21 protein-coding genes and 1 pseudogene are annotated in these 21,015 nt (G+C 69.6%); 10 read left to right on the top strand and 12 right to left on the bottom strand.

Going from position 1 to position 21,015, the window contains the following annotated elements; all coding sequences use genetic code 11:
* Window positions 1-87: 87 nt before the first annotated feature.
* Both MIC98_RS08405 and MIC98_RS08400 read left to right on the top strand, forming a co-directional pair.
* Window positions 88-528: a SufE family protein gene (locus tag MIC98_RS08405; RefSeq protein WP_239736826.1), complete on the top strand. Its 441-nt coding sequence runs from the start codon at window positions 88-90 to the stop codon at window positions 526-528.
* Window positions 525-1,766 carry an MFS transporter gene (locus tag MIC98_RS08400; protein ID WP_239736825.1) on the top strand — a complete coding sequence of 414 codons (1,242 nt, stop codon included), beginning with the start codon at window positions 525-527 and terminating at the stop codon, window positions 1,764-1,766. Before MIC98_RS08405 ends, MIC98_RS08400 begins: the two co-directional genes overlap by 4 nt.
* Window positions 1,767-1,769: 3 nt before the next feature.
* Here MIC98_RS08400 and MIC98_RS08395 read toward each other — a convergent pair.
* Window positions 1,770-2,545 (bottom strand): annotated as a pseudogene (locus tag MIC98_RS08395) (DUF72 domain-containing protein).
* A 315-nt stretch (window positions 2,546-2,860) separates the two neighbouring features.
* Between MIC98_RS08395 and MIC98_RS08390 the strand changes: the two are divergent.
* Window positions 2,861-3,634 carry a hypothetical protein gene (locus MIC98_RS08390; protein ID WP_239736824.1) on the top strand — a complete coding sequence of 258 codons (774 nt, stop codon included), beginning with the start codon at window positions 2,861-2,863 and terminating at the stop codon, window positions 3,632-3,634.
* Window positions 3,635-4,005: 371 nt separating this feature from the next.
* Here the strand turns inward: MIC98_RS08390 and dksA are convergent, their stop codons facing one another.
* A complete protein-coding gene (dksA, locus tag MIC98_RS08385) occupies window positions 4,006-5,109 on the bottom strand; it encodes an RNA polymerase-binding protein DksA (RefSeq protein ID WP_239736823.1) in 1,104 nt (367 codons plus the stop codon).
* A 260-nt stretch (window positions 5,110-5,369) separates the two neighbouring features.
* Between dksA and yidD the strand changes: the two genes are divergently transcribed.
* From yidD to MIC98_RS08365, 5 genes are read left to right on the top strand one after another with little or no spacing between them, the layout of a single operon-like run.
* Complete coding sequence (gene yidD / locus MIC98_RS08380; protein WP_152979606.1) at window positions 5,370-5,642, top strand: membrane protein insertion efficiency factor YidD; 273 nt, start codon at window positions 5,370-5,372, stop codon at window positions 5,640-5,642.
* A gap of 1 nt (window position 5,643) precedes the next feature.
* The gene (locus MIC98_RS08375; protein WP_239736822.1) at window positions 5,644-6,990 is read left to right on the top strand and encodes a dihydroorotase; all 1,347 of its coding nucleotides are present in this window, start codon (window positions 5,644-5,646) and stop codon (window positions 6,988-6,990) included.
* Window positions 6,990-7,835, top strand: a complete 846-nt coding sequence (locus MIC98_RS08370; protein ID WP_239736821.1) for a M23 family metallopeptidase — start codon at window positions 6,990-6,992, stop codon at window positions 7,833-7,835. Before MIC98_RS08375 ends, MIC98_RS08370 begins: the two co-directional genes overlap by 1 nt.
* The gene (locus MIC98_RS17040; protein ID WP_275452845.1) at window positions 7,835-7,957 is read left to right on the top strand and encodes a hypothetical protein; all 123 of its coding nucleotides are present in this window, start codon (window positions 7,835-7,837) and stop codon (window positions 7,955-7,957) included. The genes MIC98_RS08370 and MIC98_RS17040 overlap by 1 nt, the downstream gene beginning before the upstream one ends.
* Window positions 7,958-8,010: 53 nt before the next feature.
* Window positions 8,011-8,403, top strand: coding sequence for a GFA family protein (locus tag MIC98_RS08365; protein ID WP_239736820.1), 393 nt, complete (start codon window positions 8,011-8,013; stop codon window positions 8,401-8,403).
* A 26-nt stretch (window positions 8,404-8,429) separates the two neighbouring features.
* On the opposite strand, the gene MIC98_RS08360 is transcribed toward MIC98_RS08365, so the two are convergent.
* The 5 genes from MIC98_RS08360 to efp form a co-directional block, all read right to left on the bottom strand.
* Complete coding sequence (locus MIC98_RS08360; RefSeq protein ID WP_239736819.1) at window positions 8,430-9,113, bottom strand: phytoene/squalene synthase family protein; 684 nt, start codon at window positions 9,111-9,113, stop codon at window positions 8,430-8,432.
* Window positions 9,114-9,137: 24 nt separating this feature from the next.
* Window positions 9,138-9,815, bottom strand: coding sequence for a phosphoglycolate phosphatase (locus MIC98_RS08355; protein ID WP_057641548.1), 678 nt, complete (start codon window positions 9,813-9,815; stop codon window positions 9,138-9,140).
* On the bottom strand, window positions 9,812-10,534 hold the full coding sequence (ubiG, locus tag MIC98_RS08350; RefSeq protein ID WP_239736818.1) for a bifunctional 2-polyprenyl-6-hydroxyphenol methylase/3-demethylubiquinol 3-O-methyltransferase UbiG: 723 nt from the start codon (window positions 10,532-10,534) through the stop codon (window positions 9,812-9,814). The genes MIC98_RS08355 and ubiG overlap by 4 nt, the downstream gene beginning before the upstream one ends.
* A 26-nt stretch (window positions 10,535-10,560) precedes the next feature.
* Window positions 10,561-11,898 (bottom strand): TRZ/ATZ family hydrolase, encoded by a 1,338-nt coding sequence (locus MIC98_RS08345; protein WP_239736817.1) that lies wholly within the window; start codon window positions 11,896-11,898, stop codon window positions 10,561-10,563.
* Window positions 11,899-12,091: 193 nt separating this feature from the next.
* Window positions 12,092-12,658, bottom strand: coding sequence for an elongation factor P (gene efp, locus MIC98_RS08340; protein WP_057641545.1), 567 nt, complete (start codon window positions 12,656-12,658; stop codon window positions 12,092-12,094).
* 101 nt (window positions 12,659-12,759) lie between these two features.
* Here efp and epmB point away from each other — a divergent pair, with 101 nt between their 5' ends.
* Window positions 12,760-13,803 carry an EF-P beta-lysylation protein EpmB gene (gene epmB, locus MIC98_RS08335; protein ID WP_239736816.1) on the top strand — a complete coding sequence of 348 codons (1,044 nt, stop codon included), beginning with the start codon at window positions 12,760-12,762 and terminating at the stop codon, window positions 13,801-13,803.
* Between the two features lie 296 nt (window positions 13,804-14,099).
* Here the strand turns inward: epmB and MIC98_RS08330 are convergent, their stop codons facing one another.
* The 3 genes from MIC98_RS08330 to MIC98_RS08320 all read right to left on the bottom strand — a co-directional run bounded on the left by MIC98_RS08330 (window position 14,100) and on the right by MIC98_RS08320 (window position 17,984).
* Window positions 14,100-16,235 carry an EAL domain-containing protein gene (locus tag MIC98_RS08330; RefSeq protein ID WP_239736815.1) on the bottom strand — a complete coding sequence of 712 codons (2,136 nt, stop codon included), beginning with the start codon at window positions 16,233-16,235 and terminating at the stop codon, window positions 14,100-14,102.
* Window positions 16,232-17,122: a phosphate/phosphite/phosphonate ABC transporter substrate-binding protein gene (locus tag MIC98_RS08325; RefSeq protein ID WP_239736814.1), complete on the bottom strand. Its 891-nt coding sequence runs from the start codon at window positions 17,120-17,122 to the stop codon at window positions 16,232-16,234. Before MIC98_RS08325 ends, MIC98_RS08330 begins: the two co-directional genes overlap by 4 nt.
* Window positions 17,123-17,216: 94 nt before the next feature.
* Window positions 17,217-17,984 (bottom strand): RNA methyltransferase, encoded by a 768-nt coding sequence (locus MIC98_RS08320; protein WP_239736813.1) that lies wholly within the window; start codon window positions 17,982-17,984, stop codon window positions 17,217-17,219.
* 120 nt (window positions 17,985-18,104) lie between these two features.
* On the opposite strand from MIC98_RS08320, the gene MIC98_RS08315 reads away from it, so the two are divergent.
* Window positions 18,105-18,932 (top strand): inositol monophosphatase family protein, encoded by an 828-nt coding sequence (locus MIC98_RS08315; RefSeq protein WP_239736812.1) that lies wholly within the window; start codon window positions 18,105-18,107, stop codon window positions 18,930-18,932.
* A gap of 182 nt (window positions 18,933-19,114) precedes the next feature.
* On the opposite strand, the gene MIC98_RS08310 is transcribed toward MIC98_RS08315, so the two are convergent.
* Window positions 19,115-19,498 carry a hypothetical protein gene (locus tag MIC98_RS08310; RefSeq protein ID WP_239736811.1) on the bottom strand — a complete coding sequence of 128 codons (384 nt, stop codon included), beginning with the start codon at window positions 19,496-19,498 and terminating at the stop codon, window positions 19,115-19,117.
* Window positions 19,495-20,823 (bottom strand): cell envelope integrity protein CreD, encoded by a 1,329-nt coding sequence (gene creD / locus MIC98_RS08305; RefSeq protein WP_239736810.1) that lies wholly within the window; start codon window positions 20,821-20,823, stop codon window positions 19,495-19,497. The genes MIC98_RS08310 and creD overlap by 4 nt, the downstream gene beginning before the upstream one ends.
* Window positions 20,824-21,015 lie beyond the last annotated feature (192 nt).

Raw genomic sequence — 21,015 nt, 5'->3', positions numbered from 1 at the left:
CTCCACGCATCTGAACCGTCAATGGCTTCGCTCGCCCCTCACCCCAACCCCTCTCCCGATGGGAGGGGGGCTCAATGCAGAACCGAGATGACCGACTCCCCCTTCCCGCTCGAACCCACCGCCGCCGAAGCGCAGGCCGCCATCGCCGAGGAGTTCTCCTTCTTCGGCGACTGGTCCGAGCGCTACCAGTACCTGATCGACCTCGGCCGCAAGCTGCCGGCGTTCCCCGATGAATGGAAGGTCGAGGAACACCGCCTGCACGGCTGCCAGTCGCTGGTGTGGATCGTGCCGGAAGGCAACGCCGGGCGGCTGGTGTTCCATGCCATCAGCGACTCGGCCATCGTCTCCGGGCTGATCTACCTGGCCCTGCGCGTCTACTCCGGCCGCCCGGCCGCCGAGATCCTCGCCACCGAACCGGACTACGTGGCCGCCATCGGCCTGGCCAAGCACCTCTCGCCCACCCGCAGCAACGGGTTGGCGTCGATGCTGGCCTTCATCCGCGACACCGCGCGGTCGCAGCAGGCGTGAGCACCACCACCCGGCACGGCATCGGCGCGCTGCTGCGCCAGCCGGGCTTCGCCGCGCTGCTCACCTACCGCATCACCGCGATGCTGTCCTACCAGATCGTCGCGGTCACGGTGGGCTGGCACATCTACGAGATCACCCGCAATCCGTTCTCGCTGGGCCTGATCGGCCTGGCCGAGGTGCTGCCCTACTTCTGCGTGGCGCCGTTCGCCGGTTACCTGGTCGACCACCTGCCGCGGCGCAGGCTGGGCATGGTCGCCTGCCTCGGCCTGGTCGCCACCGCCGCGGTGCTGGTGGCCGTGGCGATGGGCGGCCTGCCGTTCGAGGGCGTGTGGCCGATCTACCTGGCCATCGCCCTGACCGGCATGGTCCGCGCCTTCCTCTCGCCGATCTACAACGCGCTGTTCGCGCGGGTATTGGCGCGCGAGCAGTTCGCCAGCGGCGCCGGCTTCGGCAGCGTGGTGTTCCAGGCCGGCATGGTGATCGGCCCGGCGCTGGGCGGCGCGCTGGTCGGCTGGGGCGGCAAGAGCCTGGCCTATGGCGTGGCGACGGGCATGGCGATGCTGGCGATGGCCGCGCTGGCCCTGTTGAAGGTGGACGAACCGCCACCGCCGCCGACCCGCGCGCCGATCTTCGCCAGCATCGCCGAAGGCGCGCGCTTCGTGCTGGGCAACCAGATCATGCTCGGGGCGATGGCGCTGGACATGTTCTCGGTGCTGCTCGGCGGCGTGGTGGCGATGCTGCCGGCCTTCATCCGCGAAATCCTGCACTACGGCCCGGAAGGGCTGGGCATCCTGCGCGCGGCGCCGGCGCTGGGCTCGGTCTGCGTCGGCCTGTGGCTGGCGCGGCACCCGCTGCACCGCAACGCAGGGCGCACGCTGCTGTTCGCGGTGGCCGGCTTCGGCCTGTGCGTGATCGGCTTCGGCCTGTCGCAGCACTTCTGGCTGTCGGCGGCGGTGCTGCTGTTCTACGGCGCCTGCGACGGCGTGTCGGTGGTGGTGCGCTCGACCATCCTGCAGCTGGCGACGCCGGACGAAATGCGCGGGCGGGTGTCGTCGATCAACGGCATCTTCATCAGCTCGTCCAACGAGCTGGGCGCGTTCTACGCCGGCAGCATGGCGCGGCTGCTGGGGCTGGTACCGGCGGTGGTGGTCGGCGGCTGCGCGGTGTTGGGCGTGGCCGGCGTCACCGCATGGAAGGCGCCGCAGCTGCGCCGCCTGAACCTGCGCGACCTGCAATAACCGTCAGAACAGGCCCGGCTGCGGCGCAACCGTTGCCGGCGCCTGCAATGCCGGCAACCCCGGCAGGCGTTCGCGCAGCAGGGCATGGAAGCGCAATGCCTGCGCAGCGGCGAGGTGGTTGTCCGGCGTATGCAGGAACACGTGCGGGACCAGCCCCTGCTCGATCCAGTCTGCGACCTGCCCGACCCACGGCAGCAGCCACGGCTGGTTGGCCTCCAGCGCCGGGCCGCCGATGAAGCGCACCTGCGGGCTGCGGCCGAAGGCGGCCGCGCGCACCGGCAGGCGCGGCTTCTTCGATTGCGCATGCCGCACCGCCGGGGTGTCCGCCGTGCAGGCGAACAGCGCCCGCGCATCGAAGCAGATGCGCTCCACACCGCGCGCGTGCAACAGGCGATTGAGCGCGCGCTCCTCGTCACCCCGGGCGAAGAAGGCCGGGTGGCGCACCTCCACCGCCAGCTCGCGCCTGCCGAAGTGATCCAGCCACGCGGCCAGTTCCTGCAGCCGCGCCGGGCCGAAGCCGGCCGGCAGCTGCACGGCGCGACCCGGCCGGCCAGCGGCGCCAGCAGTTCGAGGAAGGCATGGGTGGCGTCCAGTTGCTCGCGCAGGTCGCCCTCGTGGCTGATGTCGCGCGGCAGCTTGGCGCAGAAGCGGAAATCGGCCGGCATCGTCGCGGCCCAGCGCTGCACGGTGGCCGGCGCCGGGCGGGCGTAGAAGGTGGTGTTGCCCTCCACCGCGTTGAACGTGCGCACGTAGTGGCCGAGGCTGTCGGCCGGGCGCATGCCGGCCGGATAGAAACCGCCCCGCCAGGCCGGCTCGTTCCATGACGGGCAACCGAGTCGGTAAGGCAAACGCTGGGGCATGGACTTCACGGTGAACGGCACGGAGGGGGGGCGCCAGTCTAGGCCGGGCGCCTGCGCGGGCAACCGCCCCCTGATCTTGAAGCAGAGTTCAAGTCCAAGCCGGCCCTGCCCGCATGCCCCGCACGATGCGTCAGCAGCATCATGACCATATGACCATCGACACCCTGCCCGCAGACACTCGCCCCCGGCCCGGGTGGCGCGATCGAATATGGCAACCTCCAACCCGGAACACCCATGCTCCTCGCCCTTGGCCTCGCTCTTGCGACAGTCACCGCCGCCGACCTGCACATCGACCGTCTGCAGCCCGGTACCGCGACCTATCTGGTCTACAACCACGGCCCGGCCGGCTCCGGCATCAGCCGCACGACGCTGGCCACGTCGAAGGTCACCCGCGAGCGTATCGATGGCGCGGATGCCTGGGTGATCGAGCAGACCTGGGAGAATGAAGCCGGCGTCACCCACACGGCACGCACCGTGCACGCCGCCGGTGATCTGGCGACATTGGCGCAGACCTCCACCTGGAACCGTCCGACCGGCTCGTTCACGACCACGGTGGTGCCCGCCGATGGCCAAGGGACGATAGAGGGCGAGCTTCCTGCCGAACGTCGCATGGCAATGGATAGCGGTTTCGCGACGATGAAGGACGGCTGGTGGTTCAACTGGCATTCCGACCTCGCCCTGCTGCCGCTGCTGCCATACGAGCGAGGTGGCACCCTGCGCGTCCACCTGTTCGACGTGGGCATGCCGGCACCGATGGACGTCGACTACACGGTCATCGGCGAACGCACCCTCGTCGGCGGCGATGGCGGCACGCGTTACGACTGCTGGCTGGTCGAAACCGAGAGCGGCATGGAAGGCAGCGGCAACTACCAGCGGTTCTGGATCGACAAGCAGCGCCGCGTCGTGGTCAAGGAAGAAGATGTCTACAACGGGCAGTACCGTTCCAAGGTGCTGCTGAGCGTGCCTGCGATGGTGGAGTTCCCGCTGCCGGCAACCGCTTCGCCGTAGCACTGCCTCCCGACAGGCGCGCCACCGCGACCACGCGCCGGGATATCGGAGGTGGCATGCGAACGCATTCCGCCCTTGGGCCAGATTTTGGCTGCAACCGGCATGCACGGGGCTCTCCCGGCCAGCATGATGCGTGAAGATTGACGGCGCAGCCTTGAGCCGGCCCCGCATTCATGGGGAACCGGTAGGAGCTGAGGTTTTCCTCGAAATCTCGGCCTGCCCTCGAAACGGAAGGATATAGGTCGGGGCTACGTCCCCGATGGCTTCATGTGTGAAGCGTCGGGGACGTAGCCCCGACCTACGCCGCAAGCGCCGACAAAAAAGCCCCGCGCAAAGCGCGGGGCCAGTGCGGAAGGCCGGACTATGGCGGCTCAGTCGCCCTGCTGCTTCTGCATGTGCTCCCAGCGCTCCTGCGCATCGATGGTGCGCTCGGCGGTGAGGCGGGCTTCCAGGCGGTCCAGGCCGATTTCCTCGCCGGTGTCCACGCAGTAGCCGTAGTCGCCGGCTTCCAGGCGCTTGAGCGTGCTGTCGATCTTGCCGATCAGCTTGCGGTAGCGGTCGCGGGTGCGCAGTTCCAGCGAGTTCTCGGTCTCGCGGGTGGCGCGCTCGGCCTCGTCGCCGATGTCGCGCACTTCCTCGCGCAGGTTCTCGATGGTCTGCTTGGACTCCTCGACCAGGTCGGCGCGCCAGCCCTGCAGGCGCTGGCGGAAATACTCCTGCTGCAGCGGGCTCATGTATTCCTCGTCCGCCGAGGGCTTGTAGCCAGGCGGCAGGATCGGCCGGCCGGTGGCCTCGTCGGTCTTGTACTCCACCACCTTGTGCTTGCTGCGCGGCGCCGGGGCGGTCGAGCGTGCGGTGACGGCGACGGCGACCTTGCCGACCGGGCGGACGGCAACGGGAGCAGCAGGCTTGACAGGTTTGACGGCGGTTTTTGCGGGGGATTTCGAAACAGGCACGGGATTCTTGGATTGCGGGGCCTTGGCCGCCGGCTTCGCCACCGCCGGCGCGGGAGCCGGAGCGGGGGCCTTCTTGGCGGCGGGGGCCGGGACAGGCTTGGCCGACACCGGCTTGGTGGCCGGTTTCGGTACGGACTTGGCAACGGGCTTGCTGGCGGGAGCGGCGACCTTGCGGGCGGGCACCTTCTCCGCGGCCTTCCTGGCTGCGGGCTTGTTGGCGGCAGGTTTGGCGACCTTGGCCACTGCCTTGGCCGGCTTGGCGGCGGCCTTGGCCACCTTCTTCACCGGTGCCTTGGCGGCAGCCACCTTCTTGGCCACGGCCTTCTTCACGGGCGCGGTTTTTTTCGCCGGCGACTTGACGGCCGCCGCCTTCTTGGCGGGTGCCTTCTTCGCCGCGGGCTTGGCCGCCTTGGCGACCGGTTTCTTCGCCACCGGCTTGGGTGCCGCCTTCTTCACGGCAGGCTTGGCGGTTTTCTTGGCGACCTTGACGGCCTTTTTTGCAGGTTTTTTAGCAGCCACGAAACGCTCTTCCTTGTTCCCCCGGGGCCCGGGAAAGCGGGCTTTTATAGCCTACCCGGCCAGCAGCGGCAACCGCGCGGCCGCCCCGACGTTAACGGATGCCCAATCCGCGCCGAAACGGCCCTCTGACGCCACCGGACCGTTTCGCGCAGCTCGGAACGTGACCGGGCGCAGCCAGCACGCCCGGCAGGCGGTGGAAAGCGCGACGTGCGCCCTCCGGCCTGCCCGGCATCGTGCGACAAATCCTTGGGCAATGCCAGCTGGCATATGATGCGTGGGTGATTGGCCGCCTCCTCATCGCCCTGCTGCGCTTCTACAAGCGCTTCATCAGCCCCCTGCTCGGGCAGCGCTGCCGCTTTGTCCCCAGCTGTTCCGAATATTCGATGGACGCCATCGCCGTGCACGGTCCACTGCGCGGCTGCTGGCTCACGCTGCGCCGGCTGGGGCGCTGCCACCCGCTCCACCCCGGCGGCTTCGATCCGGTTCCCGGCAAGGCCGACTCCCCTTCTTGCCGCTGCACAGGAAAACACTGACATGTCCTCCACGCTCATCACCAATGCCCGCATGGTCAACGAAGGCCGCACCTTCGACGGCGACTTGCGCATCGAGAACGGCCGCATCGCGCAGATCGGCGACGGGCTGGCCACGCGTGCCGGCGAGGAGGTGGTGGACGCCGCCGGGCGCTGGCTGCTGCCGGGGATGATCGACGACCAGGTGCACTTCCGCGAACCGGGCCTGACCCACAAGGGCGACGTGGCCACCGAATCGGCCGCGGCCGTGGCCGGCGGCCTGACCAGCTTCATGGACATGCCCAACACCAACCCGCCCACCCTGAACGCGCAGGCGCTGCAGGCCAAGTACGACGCCGCCGCCGGCCGCGCCTGGGGCAACTACGGCTTCTACATGGGCGCCAGCAACGACAACCTGGAGCACATCCAGACGCTGGACCCGAAGACCGCGCCCGGCATCAAGGTGTTCATGGGCGCCTCCACCGGCAACATGCTGGTGGACAACCCGGAAACGCTGGACGCGATCTTCCGCGATGCGCCGACGCCGATCATCACCCACTGCGAAGACACGCCGATGATCGACGCCAACGCGAAAGCGTTCGCCGAGAAATACGGCGACGCGCTCAGCGCCGAACAGCACCCGGACATCCGCTCGCGCGAGGCCTGCCTGAAGTCCTCGCTGCTGGCCACCTCGCTGGCGAAGAAGCACGGCACCCGCCTGCACGTGCTGCACATCTCCACCGCCGACGAGCTGGCGCTGTTCGAGAAGGGCCCGCTGATCCGCGCCGACGGCAGCCGCAAGCAGATCACCGCCGAAACCTGCATCCACTTCCTGCGCTTCGACCGCGGTGATTACGCGCGGCTGGGCAACCTGATCAAGTGCAACCCGGCGATCAAGGAGGCCAGCGACCGCCAGGCGCTGACCGCCGCGCTGGTCGAGGACGTGATCGACGTGCTGGCCACCGACCATGCCCCGCACACCTGGGAGGAGAAGCAGAAGCCCTACCCGCAGGCGCCCTCGGGCCTGCCGCTGGTGCAGTACGCGCTGGTGGCCGCGCTGGAGCTGGTGCACGAAGGCAAGCTGCGCATCGAACAGGTGGTACAGAAGTTCGCCCACGCCCCGGCGCAGCTGTTCGACGTGGAGCAGCGCGGTTTCCTGCGCGAAGGCTGTTTCGCCGACCTGGTGCTGGTGGAGGACATCCCGTTCACGGTCAAGCGCGAGGACATCCTGTCCAAGTGCGCGTGGTCGCCGTTCGAAGGCATGACCTTCCGCTCGCGCATCGCCTCCACCTGGGTCAACGGCCAGCAGGTATGGAACGGCCGCGAACTGGTCGGCCAGCCGGCCGGCCGGCGCTTGACCTTCGACCGCTGATGCGCCGCGCGTTGCTGGCCGGGGTGCTGCTGGCCCCCCTGCTCCCGGCCCTGCCCGGCCACGCCCAGGACGGCATCGGCGAACTGATCGACAACCGCATCGTGTTCCCGGCCAGTGCCTCGCAGGGGGCGATGGTGATCGGCAAGGTGCCGGCCGGCAGCACGGTGCATTACGCCGGCCGCGACCTGCGGGTGAGCGGCTACGGCAGCGTGGTGTTCGGCATCGGCCGCGACGAGAAGGGACCGTTGCAGGTGCAGGTACGGCGCCCGGACGGCAGCAGCGAAACCGCGGCCATCGCCGTCACCGCCCGCGACTGGCCACTGGAGCGGGTCGACGGCGTGCCGCCGAAGACGGTGAACCCGCCGCTGGCGATCGCCGAGCGCATCGCCCGCGAACAGGCGCGGGTCACCGCCGCGCGCCAGCGCGACGACGCCCGCACCGATTTCACCCAGACCTTCGCCTGGCCGGTGCAGGGCCGCATCAGCGGCCGCTTCGGCAACGCCCGCGTCTACAACGGCCAGCCCGGCGCCGGCCATTCGGGCATGGACATCGCCGTGCCGGCCGGCACCCCGGTGAAGGCACCGGCCGCCGGTGTCGTCACCTTCGCCGACCCGGACCTGTACCTGACCGGCGGCACCGTGGTGCTCGACCACGGCTACGGCATCAGCTCCAACTTCCTGCACCTGTCGCGCATCGACGTGAAGGTCGGCGACCGCATCGGGCAAGGACAGGTGATCGCCGCGGTCGGCGCCACCGGGCGCGCGACCGGGCCGCACCTGCATTGGGGGATGAACTGGTTCGATGTGCGGATCGATCCGCTGCTGGTGCTGGAGCGTGGAAAGTAATGGAAGGCGACAGCCCGTCGTTCGCCATACAGGCGCGCGGCGGCGCGTTCTTCATCATTGGTCGCGCCGCATCTCCCGCCTGGCGCGGAACGCCGAAAGCAACCCTCCTCCACGCCACCTGATTCAATAAAGATCCCGGAACGCATGGCGGGCCATGCCCTCCAAGGAGACATGAATGGAACGGTTCAGCGGGGGTTCCCTGCGCGGCGAAGTGCGGCTGCTGGCCTCCGGCCGCCCCTACCGGGTCGGCCTGTGCCACTGCATGGACTGCCGCAAGCACCACGGCGCGTTGTTCCATGCCTCGGCGGTATTCCCGCGCGACGCGGTGGTGGTGCAGGGAGAAACCCGCGATTACGCCGGGCGCCACTTCTGCCCACGTTGCGGCTCGTCGGTGTTCGGCTGCAGCGGGGACGAGATCGAGGTGAACCTCGGGTCGCTGGATGGTCCCGACCAGTTGCGGCCGACCTACGAGCTGTGGACGATCCGCCGCGAAGCGTGGCTGCCGCCATTCCCGCTCGACAGGCATTACCCGCGGGATCGCGATGGCGCCAGCCGCTCCGAAGGGTGATGGCGCCAGCCGGGGTCATGCGCGGATCAGCCGCGCGCGGCCCACCATGCGCGCCACAGCAGCCCGGCCGGGCTCGGCTGGTACTCGCCACCGCGCAACCGGGCCTGCAGGCGGCCGCGCGCCAACGCGGCCAGCAGCCGGCGCGGGCGCGGGCCGGCCACGCGCGCCGGCCATTGCGCCAGCAGCGCCTGCTGCCATTCATGCTCGCCGCCCGCGCCAGCCGGCACCACCGCGGCGCCCAGTTCCTGCACCCGCTGCGCCAGCACCTGCGTCAACACCGCGCCGGCGGCATGCGGCTGCAACGGGGCATCGAACAGCGCCGCTTCCACCGCCGCCACCGCTTCGGCAAAGCTCTGCAACGCGCGGCGCGCCTGCGCCGGGTCGGGTGCGGGCTCGCGCGCCTCGATCAAGTCCGGCAACGCCTCGGCCAGTTGCATCCACGGTGCCCGCACTGGCTCCAGCACCCGCCCGAGCGGGTGCCGCGAGCGCTGCCCGGCCCAGCTGCGCAGCTCCTCGCCCCACCAGCCGAGCTTGGCGTTGCTCGGCAGCGGGTCGCCGCTGATGTTGAGCATGTCGTCGAACTCCTGCAGCAGCGCGAACCATGCCACCGCCCGGGTCCGGTCCGCTGCGGCGACGAAGCGCTCCACGAACGCCCATTCCGGCCAGCGTTGCTGCCATTTGCCCAGGAAGCTGTCCAGCGCACTGCTCACGTCATACCTCGGATCGTCGGGACTTCAGGCCGTCGCCGGCCACGCGGCCGCCTGCCAGAGTTGTTGCGGTTGTTCGCACAGGCGGTCGGCCTGCCATGCCAGCGGGTCGTCGCCCTCCAGCCGATAGCCCCACAACGCCGCCACCGAGGGCATGCCAGCCGCGCGCGCAGCCAGGATGTCGCGCTCGTCGTCACCGACATAGACGCAGGCTTCCGGGGCGACACCGATGCGCTGCGCGGCCACCTGCAACGGCAGCGGGTGCGGCTTGCGCTCGGCCAGGGTGTCGCCGCCGATCAACACCGCGCAGCGCCGCTCCCAGCCCAGTTGCGGCAGGATCAGCTGCGCCAGGTACTCGGGCTTGTTGGTGACGATGCCCCAGCGGCTGCCGGCCTGTTCCAGCGCCTGCAGCATCTCGGCGATGCCGTCGAACAGCCGTGCATGTTGGCCGATCAGCGCTTCGTAGGTGTCGAGGAACGCCGGCACCAGCGCATCGCGCGCGGCGGCATCCAGCTGCGGGAACGCAGCGCCCAGCATCGCCCGCGAACCTTTCGACACCACCTCGCGCACGCGCGTCGGTGCCACCGGAGGCAGGCCACGCGCTTGCCGCAGTTGGTCTAGGGTGACGACGAAATCCGGCGCGCTGTCGAGCAGGGTGCCGTCCAGGTCGAACAGCACCGCCGCCGGGAACGACGCTGCGGTCATGCCTGTTCCGGCTTGACCGCGAAGGCCAAGTAGTTGATGTCGGTGCGGCGGCCCAGCCGCGCGCGGTTGCGCCACGGTTCATAGGCCATGCCGCTGACGTCCTGCAGTTGCAGCCCGGCCTCGCGCAGCCACGCGCCCAGTTCGGCCGGCTTGATGAAATCTTGGTAATGGTGGGTGCCCTTGGGCAGCAGCCGGGCGATGTATTCGGCGCCGACCACCGCCACCGCGAACGCGGCCGGGGTGCGGTTGATGGTGGACAGGAACAGCTTGCCGCCGGGCTTGAGCAGGCGCTGGCAGGCGCCGACGATCGCGCCCGGGTCGGGCACGTGTTCCAGCATTTCCATGCAGGTGACCACGTCGAATGCGCCGGGCTGGTCGGCAGCCAGGTCCTCAGCCGACTGCACCCGGTAATCGACCTGCACACCCGATTCCAGCCCGTGCAGGCGCGCGACCTTGACCAGTTCCGGCGCCAGGTCGATGGCGGTGACCTGCGCGCCCTCTTTCGCCAGCGCCTCGCTGAGCAGGCCGCCGCCGCAGCCGATGTCCAGCACCTTCGCCCCCCGCAGCGCGGCGCGCTCGGCGACATAGCGCAACCGCACCGGATTGAGCGCATGCAGCGGCTTCTGCGGGCCATCGGCGTCCCACCAGCGGTTGGCCAGCGCGGCGAACTTGTCCAGTTCGGCCTGATCGAAGTTGTTGGACGTCGAAGTTGCGGTCATTTCGGGATCCTCTTGGAACCGCCGCGTCAGGCGCGGCTGGAACGGATACGGTCGCGCCACTGGCGCGCGTTGGCGGTGATCGCCGCCACGTCCATGCCGACCAGTTCGCGCTGCACCAGCCTGGGCTGGCCGGCGATCCACACGTCGCTGACCTGGTGGCGGCCGGCGGCATAGACCAGTTGCGACAGCACGTGGTGCAGCGGCTGGGTTTCCAGCGCCGACAGGTCCACGCAGGCCAGGTCGGCCTGCTTGCCGACCTCGATCGAGCCGATCTTGTCGCCGAAGCCCAGCGCGCGCGCGCCGCCCAGCGTGGCCGCGCGCAGCGTGGTGGCCGCGTCCAGCCCGGTGGCGTCGTTGGCCACCGCCTTGGCGAGGATCGCCGCGGTGCGGTTCTCGCTGAACATGTCCAGGTCGTTGTTGCTGGCGCAACCGTCGGTGCCGATGGCCAGGTTCACGCCCGCGCGCAGCAGCGCGCAGGCCGGGCAGAAGCCGGAGGCCAGCTTCAGGTTCGACTCGGGGCAATGCACCACGTGCACGCCGCGCTCGGCGCACAGGTGGATCTCGCCTTCGGTGAGCTGGGTCATGTGCACCGCTATCAGGCGGTCGTTGACCAAACCAAGGCGATCCAGCCGCGCCAGCGGGCGCTGGCCGTGCAGCTTGAGCGAGTCCTCGATTTCCTGCGCGGTTTCGTGGGTGTGCAGGTGCACCGGGATGTCGAGCTGGTCGGACAGCATGCGCACCCGCTCGAAGTTGGCGTCGTTCACCGTGTACGGCGCATGCGGCGCGAACGCGGTGCCGATCAGCGCATCGCCGCGCCATTGGTCGTGCAGTTCGCCGGCGCGGGCGAAGTATTCGTCGTCGCTCTTCGCCCAGGCACTGGGGAAATCGATGATCACCGAGCCGACCAGCGCACGGAAACCGTGCTTTTTATAGACGGCAGCCTGCACGTCGGCGAAGAAGTAGTTCTCGTTGGCGCAGGTGGTGCCGCCGCGCAGCATCTCGGCGATCGCCAGGGTGGTGCCGTCGGCGACGAACTCGGGGCCGATAACCGCCGCTTCCACCGGCCAGATGTGCTCGCGCAGCCACGTCATCAGCGGCAGGTCGTCGGCCACCCCGCGCAGCAGGGTCATCGGGTTGTGGGTGTGGGCGTTGACCAAGCCGGGGATCAGCGCTGCTTCCGGCCGCGACACCACCTGCTTCGGCGTGAAGCGCGCGCGCGCCTCGGCGCGCGGCAGCACCGCGGCGATGACGCCGCCGTTGACCGCCACGGCATGGTCTTCCAGCACCACCGCATGCGGTTCGACCGGCACCACGTAGCCGGCTTCGATCAGGAGGTCGCACTGCTCTGGCTGGAGTTCACTCACGCCGGTTCACCTTCGAGTTTCGTTTTTTGTAGGAGCGACGCCAGTCGCGATGGGCTTTACCGGTAATGCCCCGGTCGCGACTGGCGTCGCTCCTACAGGGGAATGCATCCGCCGGATGCGAACAGGCGCCGCATCCCCGGCACCGGCAGCCGGTGGCTGCGCGGCGAAGGAGGCGGCGCCTGCATCGTGCGGCTTACTTGACGCGCGCGGAGTATTCGCCGGAGCGGGTATCGACGCGGATCACTTCGTCCTGGTTGACGAACAGCGGCACGCGCACCACCGCGCCGGTTTCCAGCGTGGCCGGCTTGCCGCCGCCGCCGGAGGTGTCGCCGCGCACGCCCGGGTCGGTCTCGGTGATCTTCAGCTCGACGAAATTCGGCGGGGTGACGTCGATCGGCGAACCGTTCCACAGCGTGACCACGCAGGACTCCTCGCCCTTGAGCCACTTCTCGGCGCCGTTCATGCCGGCCTTGTCGGCCTGCACCTGCTCGAAGGTCTCCGGGTCCATGAAGTGCCAGTACTCGCCGTCGCTGTACATGTAGTTCATGTCGGTATCGACCACGTCGGCGGCGTCGACCGAATCGGTGGACTTCATGGTCACTTCCTGCGTGCGGCCGTCCTTGATCAGGCGGTACTTGACGCGGGTGAAGGCCTGGCCCTTGCCCGGCTTGACGTACTCGGTGTCGATGATGACCGCCGGTTGGTTGTTGACCAGGATCTTCATCCCGTTCTTGACGTCGTTCATGCCGTAGCTGGCCATGCTGGAACTCCTGAGAAGTGGCAAAACCGGCGCGCGCGGGGCGGCCGGATTAGAATGGAACGCCCGCCATCGAAGGCGGGCATCTGTTTTTCTGGTCGCCCATGATAACCGCAGCCCTCGCCCCCGCTCCACAGCAAACCCCCGTCCCGCTGCCCGCCCCCCGCTGGCAGGCACTGTGGCGACAGGCGCTGCGCGACCCGGCCAAACTGCTGGCCGCACTGGGGCTGGAGGCCGCCGACCTGGGTGTATCCGATGCGGCGCTGGCGCAGTTCCCGCTGCGGGTGCCGCGCGGTTTCGTCGCCCGCATGCGCCGCGGCGACCCGGCCGACCCGCTGCTGCGGCAGGTGCTGCCGGTGGATGCCGAGATGCGGCTGGCGCCCGGGTTCAGCCTCGACGCGGTCGGCGACGGCGCGGCGAAGAAGAGCACCGGGGTGATCCAGAAATACCGCGGCCGCGCGCTGCTGGTCGCCACCGGCAGCTGCGCGATCAACTGCCGCTACTGCTTCCGCCGCCATTTCGACTATGCCGGCGAGAACGCCGCCAAGGGCGGCTGGCGGGAGGCGGTGGCGGCCATCGCCGCCGACCCGACGATCGACGAGGTGATCCTGTCCGGCGGCGATCCGCTGTCGCTGGCCACGCCCAAGCTGGCCGAGCTGACCGACGCGCTGGCCGGCATCCCGCACATCCGCCGTCTGCGCATCCACAGCCGCCTGCCGGTGGTGCTGCCGGAGCGGGTGGACGACGAACTGCTGCAATGGCTGGCCGGCCTGCCGTGGCCGCTGGCGTTCGTGATCCACGCCAACCACGCCAACGAGTTCGACGCCCACGTCGATGCCGCCCTCGCCCGCCTGCGCGGCGTCGGCGCGCAACTGCTCAACCAGGGGGTGCTGCTGCGCGGGGTCAACGACGACGTCGAGGCGCTGGCGGCGCTGAGCGAGCGCAGCTTCGCCGCCGGGGTGCTGCCCTACTACCTGCACCAGCTGGACCGGGTGCAGGGCGTGGCCCACTTTGAAGTGGACGACGAACGCGCACTGGCGCTGCATGCGCAGCTGATGGCACGGCTGTCCGGTTACCTGGTGCCGAAGCTGGTGCGCGAGGTCGCCGGCGACACCGGCAAGCGCCCGTTGCAGGCATCCGCATCGTGAACCCTGTGGCACCCGACCGTTGGTCGGGTGTCGGCACGTAGCGTCGGGGTGTTACCGCAATCGTGCCGATAGTGCCGACCAACGGTCGGCACCCACCGGGGTGTTGCAGAAACCGATGCGTCGTGGATGCGGAGCTTGCCCGGCACCTACGGCTCGGTCGAAGCAGGATTGCGCGGTCAGGCCGTAGGTCGGGGCTACGCCCCCGACGGCTTCATGCCCGATGTGCGGAGCGTCGGGGGCGTAGCCCCGACCTACGGATTGCGGCACTTCTGCAACAGCCGCAGGCGGGCGCGCCGTTACCGGCGCGCCGGTTGCAGCAGCCCGACCAGTTCGTCCGAACTCAGCGGCTTGGCCAGCCAGTAGCCCTGCACCAGGTCGCAGTCGCGCTGGTTGAGCAAGTCGAACTGGGCCTGCTGCTCGATGCCCTCGGCCACCACCGTGATCCCCAGCGCGTGCGCCATCGCGATGATTGCCGTGGTCAGCGCCAGATCGTCGGCATCGCGCTGCAGGTCGGAGACGAAGCTCTTGTCGATCTTGACCCCGTCCACCGGCACCTGGCGCAGGTGGCTCAGGCCGGAGAAGCCGGTGCCGAAGTCGTCCAGCCACACCTTGACCCCGGTGCGGTGCAGCTTCTCCAGCAGCGAGGCGGCCATCATCTCGTCGCCGATCACCGCGGTTTCGGTCAGTTCCAGGTGCAGGCGCGAGGCGTCCAGTCCGGACTCGCGCAGGCAGTCCTCGACCGCGGCGGCCAGGTCGCCGCTGCGCAGCTGCCGCGGCGACACGTTGACCGAGACGAACAGCTCCTCGTCCAGCGCGTTGCGCGGCCACTGCTGGGCCTGCAGGCAGGCCGCGCGCAGCACCTTCGGCCCCAGCACCTGGATCAACCCGCTCTGCTCGGCGATGTCGATGAACATCGACGGCGGCACCGAGCCGAGCTCCGGATGCTGCCAGCGCAGCAGCACCTCGACCCCGACCAGCACGCGGTCGTGGGTGCGGAAGATCGGCTGGTAGACCAGCCGCAGCTCGCCGCGCTCCCATGCCCCGCGCAGTTCCTGCTCCATGTGCAGGCGCCGCTCCACCGCATTGTCCAGCGCGCGGCTGTAGTAGCGGAAGCAGTTCTTGCCGGCCAGCTTGGCCTGGTACATGGCGATGTCGCCGTTCTTCAGCAGGCCGGTGGCGTCGGTGGCGTCCTCCGGGAACAGGGTGATGCCGATCGAGCTGCCGAGGAAGATCTCGCGGTCCTGCACCTGCAGCGGCAGGCTCAGCTCGTCCACCAGCCGCTTGGCCAGCACCGTGGCCACGCCCTCCACCCGGCCGGCGTCGCTGCCGATCAGGATGACGAACTCGTCACCGCCGAAGCGGGCCAGCAGCGCGTCGCTGCCGCCATCCTGCTCGACCAGCGCGGCGATGCGCTGGGCGAACTGCAGCAGGGCCTCGTCGCCGGCCTCGTGGCCGAGGGTGTCGTTGACCCGCTTGAACTCGTCGATGTCGATGAACAGCAGCGCCAGCCCGCGGCCGGAGGTGCGCGCGCCCAGCAGTTCGTGGTCCAGTGCCTCGCGGAACGCCAGCCGGTTGGTCAGCCCGGTCAGCGCGTCGGTGTAGGCCATCTGCCGCACTTCGCGGTCGTGCCGGGCGATGCTCTCGCCCATGCGCCCAAAGCTGCGCAGCAGTTCGCCGATCTCGTCGCGGCGGCGCGTTGCCTGCGGCTGCACCTGGTAGTCGCCGGCCTCGATGCGCCGGGTGGCGTCGCCCAGCCAGCGCACCGGCCGCACCAGCGTGCGCTGCACGTACAGCGCCAGCAGGCTGACCAGCCCGACCAGCGCCAGCATCACCAGCCCCAGCCACAGCAGTTGCCGGCGGTTGGCCTTGTTCGCGCCGCGCTCCAGCATCGCCATCGTCTCGGCCTGCTGCGCGCGCACCGGCACCAGGTCCATGCCGACCCGCAGCCCGCCGATGCGCTGGTCGCCGATGCGGATCGGCACGTCCACCTCCAGCACCATCGACGACTCCTGCACCTTCAGTGCATCGGCCGCCACCGCCCCCGCCGCCAGCGGGTCCTGCATCTGCCGGCCGTAGCCGGCCACCTCGATGGAGCCGTCGTGCAGCAGACGGCCCTCGGTATCGTGCACCAGCACGTAGCTGACCGCGTTCTGGCTGGCGGTGCTGCGCACCAGCGCGCCGACCGCATCCAGGTCGGAGAAATACAGCGGGTTGACCAGCGCATCGGCCAGCGACGTGGCCAGCGCGGTGCCCTGCTCGCGGGCGCTGCGGTCGAATACCTGGTCGACCACGCCGTTGCTGGCGCGCAATACCTCGCGCTGGGTCGCCGCCTGCCCCGCCAGCAGCGCCGCGACGATCGCCACCACCACCAGCATCACCGCGGCGGCCACGCACAGGAAACGGGCCTGCAATCCGAAGCGCAGCGGTTTCATTCCACCTCCAGGCGCACCCGCGCCAGGCCACCGCGCAGGCGTTCCAGCGCCTGCTGGCTGGCCGGGTCGATGCGGTGGAAGGCGGTGGTGCCGAAGAACTTGTGCAGCGCCGGGCCGGCGACCGGGTCGTGGCTGGCTTCCAGCAGCACTTCCTGCAACCGCGCGCGCACCGCCGGGTCGAGCCCGGTGCGCACCATTTCCACCGCACGCGGCACTTCCTGCGCGCTTTCGTACAGGATCCGCATGTCGCGGCGGAACACCGCCGGCATGCGCTGCTCGTTCTGCCAGTCGATGTTGCTGATCACGCCGGCATCGACCACGCGCTTGTGCACGTAGGTGGAGATGTTCAGCTCGGAACGGGCGAAGACGTAGCCCACGGTGTCGGCGGTGGGCGTGTCCTGCGGCGTCAGCAGTATCTCCGGGCGGATGCCGCGGGCCAGCAGCTCCATCGCCGGCACCAGGTAGGAACTGGTGGACCACGCGCTCTGCATCGCCAGCGTGCGCCCCTTCAGGTCCTCCAGGGTGTTGACCGGGCTGTCGCGGCGGACGAAGAACACGCTGTGGTAGCGCGCCACGCCATTGCGTTCGGTCAGCAGCAGCGGCTCGGCGCCGCTGCGCTGGCGCAGGGCCATCGCGGTGCCGGAGGTCTCGGTGACCCAGTCCACCCGGCCGCGGCGCAGGTAGCTGGCCATCTGCTGCAGGTCCTTGGCCATCAGGATGCGGCCCTCGACGATCCCCACGTCGCGCATCCGCGGGACCACGTAGTCCAGCAACGGTTTCAATTGTTCGTAATGGGATTTCGGATCGTCGCTCAGGCGCCCCAGCACCAGTACCGAACGATCGGCCGCCAGCCCCACCACCGGCAACGCGACGGACAACAACAACACGGCTCCCCGGAGCCATCGTGAAACGTGCAAACCGGCAACTCCCCAAGAGTGTCCGCAAAGACTAGCCGAAAATTTTCCCCGGATGACGCAGTTCTCAGTTTTTCCCGTCCGTCGCCAGCCGCGCCATGCGCTGGGCGTCGGAGAGGATGCCGCGCAGCAGCCGCACCTCCTGCTCGGACAGCTCGGCCTTCATGAACAACCGCCGCAGTTTGCGCATCGCCGACTCCGGCGCGCGGCCCTTGTGGAAGTCGATCTGTTCGAGGGTATCGCCCAGCTGCCCGAACAGCCCTTCGATCTGGGCATGGCTGGCCGCTGCCTCGCCGTGGCCCGGCCCGGCCGGTGCCGGCGCCACGCCCTCCAGCCCGGCCATGCGCACCTCGTAGGCCAGCACCTGCACGGCCGCGGCGAGGTTCAAGGAGCTGAATTCCGGGTTGGACGGGATGTGCACGGCGGCGTGGCACAGCTGCAGTTCGTCGTTGCTCAGGCCGGTGCGCTCGCGGCCGAACACGAAGGCCACCTCGGCCGGTTCGGCGGCCCTGGCCACGGCGCGCTGGCCGGCGACCTCCGGCAGCAGTTCCTCCAGCTGCACGCGGCGCGAGCGCGCGGTGCAGCCCAGCACCAGCCGGCAATCGGCCACCGCCTCGGCCAGCGTGGCGAACACCGGGGCGTCGCCGAGCACGTCCTCGGCGCCGGCCGAGCGGCGGTAGGCCACCTCGTCCAGCGGCTTTTCCGGCGCCACCAGCACCAGCCGCGACAGGCCCATCGTCTTCATCGCCCGGGCCGCGGCACCGATGTTGCCCGGGTGCTGGGTACCGACGAGGACGAAGCGGATGCGGGCGGTGCGGGGCGGCGAGGACGGCATGGCGGGCGAAAGTCAGGAGCGGGACAGCCGCAGATGGTAAACTGCGCGGCCGGCCAGCGCGCCGGCACCGCTCTTTTCCCCCGCCAATCCATCCTTTCGCCTCCCCGGGAGCCTTCCGCCATGCAGAAACCCGCCGTCACCGTCATGGTCAAGGCCGCACGCCTCGCCGGCAACGTCCTGTTGCGCAACATCAACAAGCTCGAAGCGCTGAACGTGGTGCAGAAGGGCCGGATGGATTACGCCAGCGAGGTGGATGCCGACGCCGAGAAGGTTATCGTCAAGGAACTCAAGCGCGCCTACCCCGACTACGGCATCTACGGCGAGGAAGGCGGCGTGCAGGGCAGCGGCCGGCAGATGTGGGTGATCGACCCGCTCGACGGCACCAGCAACTACCTGCGCGGCTTCCCGCACTACTGCGTGTCCATCGCCCTGGTCGAGAACGGCGAGCCGACCGACGCGGTGATCTTCGACCCGCTGCGCAACGAGCTGTTCACCGCCTCGCGCGGCAACGGCGCGGTGCTGAACGACCGCCGCATCCGCGTGGCCGAGCGCAAGGACCTGGAAGGCACGACGATCCACACCGGCTTCGCCCCGCGCGAGCGCGCCCGGGCCGGCAGCCAGCTCAAGACCGTCGAGGCGCTGCTGGCGCAGGCCGAGGACATCCGCCGCACCGGCTCGGCCGCGCTGGACCTGGCCTACGTCGCCTGCGGCCGCGCCGACGCCTATTTCGAGGCCGGGGTGAAGGCGTGGGACATCGCCGCCGGGGTGCTGCTGGTGCGCGAGGCCGGCGGCAAGGCCTGCAACTACCGCGGCGCCACGCTGGCGCGCATGGACGACAAGGGCCCGGAGGCCCAGCAGGTCGTCGCCGGCAACCTGAAGGTCTGCGAGGCGCTGCAGAAGGTGATCGTCAACACCGGCCACGCCGCCGAGTTCGACCCGAAGTTCTGATCGATGCGCCTGGCTTCATGAAGAACGGCACCGCGAAGGTGCCGTTTTTCGTTATGGCCGCCTGTGCCGTAGGTCGGGGTTACACCCCCGACGCTTCGAGTCTGCGACCGCCGGGGGTGTAACCCCGACCTACGGTGCAACGCTCTCCCCCGTTCCCTCGGGGGAGAAGCGCTCGACGGCACTCAATATTTCCGGTTCATCCGCACCGGCGATGGTTCGCGCCACAGCAGCCATACGCATTCGTGCAGCGCATCCAGCAGCAACACCTGCCCTTCCGGCCGGACCGCCTTGAAGTGCAGCCGGCGACGGCCCAGTGGCTGCCAGCCGCCCCAGTCCGGCGCGGCCGGCAGGCCCTCCATGCCCCGCCGGCGGATCGCCGCCGCGACCCCATGCTCCAGCCGCAGGCGCAGGCGGCCGCTGCCGCCAGTTCCCAGCGCCAGTCGCGCCAGCGGCGAACCGGACCAGCCTGCGCCCGGCTCGGCCAGCGCCACCTTTTCCGCCAGCCCCGGCGGCAGCCATTGCCGCAGCCGCCGCAGGAGCCTGATGCGCAGGCGCATGGGGTTCATCGCAGGCTGCCGCCGACGTCGTACCAGTCCACCTTGCGGGTGATCCACATGATCGCCGCGAGGATGCCGAACAGCAGCAGCGAGCCCAGCAGCAGCGCGTTGTTCTCCGAATCCAGCAGCAGGTAGAGCACGCCGTACAGCAGGGTGAGCATCGCCGAGAACCCCAGCCCGCGCTTCCAGCTGTGCAGCGCGCCGCTCAGGTAGAAGCCCTGCAGGCCGATGCACGCGGCCGCCGAGGCCAGGTAGGCCCACAGGAACGGGACGTGCTCGGACAGGCTCAGCAGCAGCAGGAAGAAGATCGCCAGCGCCAGCCCCACCAGCAGGTACTGCAGCGGGTGGATCTTCAGGCGCTTGATCAGCTCGAACAGCACGAAGCCGACGAAGGTCAGCAGCACGAACAGGATGCCGTACTTGCTGGCGCGGTCGGCCTGGGTATAGACATCGACCGGGTCGACCAGCGCCACCTGCAGCGACTCGACCGCCGCGTCGGCCACCAGGTCCCGGCGCAACTGCGCCTGCGCCGCCGAGGCCAGCGAGGACACCGCCCATTCGGCCTTGAAGCCGGCATCGTCGATGCTGCGCTCGTTGGGCAGGAAGCTGCCGCCGAACAGCGGGTGCGGCCACGGCGAGGACAGCGCCACGCGGGTGTCGTCGCCCACCGGCACCACCGACAGCGAGCGGGTACCGTCGAGCACGAATTCCAGCTCGACCTTGCGGCCGTCGGCCAACGTGCCGCCGCGCTCATCGAATTGCGGCGCCAGCGGCGCATGCAGGCCCTTGCTGTTCGCCTCCAGCACGCCGGAGCCGGCCTGCAGGGCCAGCGCGCGGCCATCCACGCGCAGGTTGGGCGTGCCGACCAGGCCGCGCACGTCGGCGATGCCCAGCGCCAGATAGGGCTGCTCGTAGTGGCGGCCGGGCACCGCCGCATAGGGCAGGTCGTCGAACTCGGCCTGCACCCGCGCATGCCAGCTGTACACCGGCACCCGGAACAGACCGATGCGGCGCTCGTCCGGGCGCATATCGCCCTGTACCCGCAGCTGCCGGGGCATCTGCAGCTCGTAGCCGCGCTCGGTCTGCAGCTCGGTCTTGCGCAGGCCGCCGGCGTCGACCACCTCGACCTCGCGCTGCTGCGTCCACGGCAGCACCCGCACCGGCCCCACCAGCGACTGCTCGCCGGCCCGGCTCTGCGCCACCCGCTCGATGGCCTGGTCGCGGTAGCGCTCGCGCTCGTTGATCGTGCCGCGGATCAGCAGCAGCGGCACCAGCAGCAACACCACCAGCCCGCCGACGATGGCGAACCGCAACAACAGCTTCATGGAATTCATGTCCCGTCCTCGTGTGGAAACGGGAGCAGCTTCGGCGCGGTCGGTGAGCGGGGTTTGTGGCGAATTTGAAGTGGGCGTGAAGTCGCGCGGATACAGCGCGGCACAAAGTCAATCGCAAATGCTCTCGGATGCTTGCGGCTGCCCGTGCAGCATAGTATGAATGCGTATTCATGCGCTTCCGGTCGTCCAGCA

Origin of the sequence: Stenotrophomonas sp. NLF4-10, from assembly GCF_022359915.1 — a bacterium.
Lineage (GTDB): Bacteria > Pseudomonadota > Gammaproteobacteria > Xanthomonadales > Xanthomonadaceae > Stenotrophomonas > Stenotrophomonas daejeonensis.
This window is presented reverse-complemented; position numbering and strand designations above follow the sequence as displayed.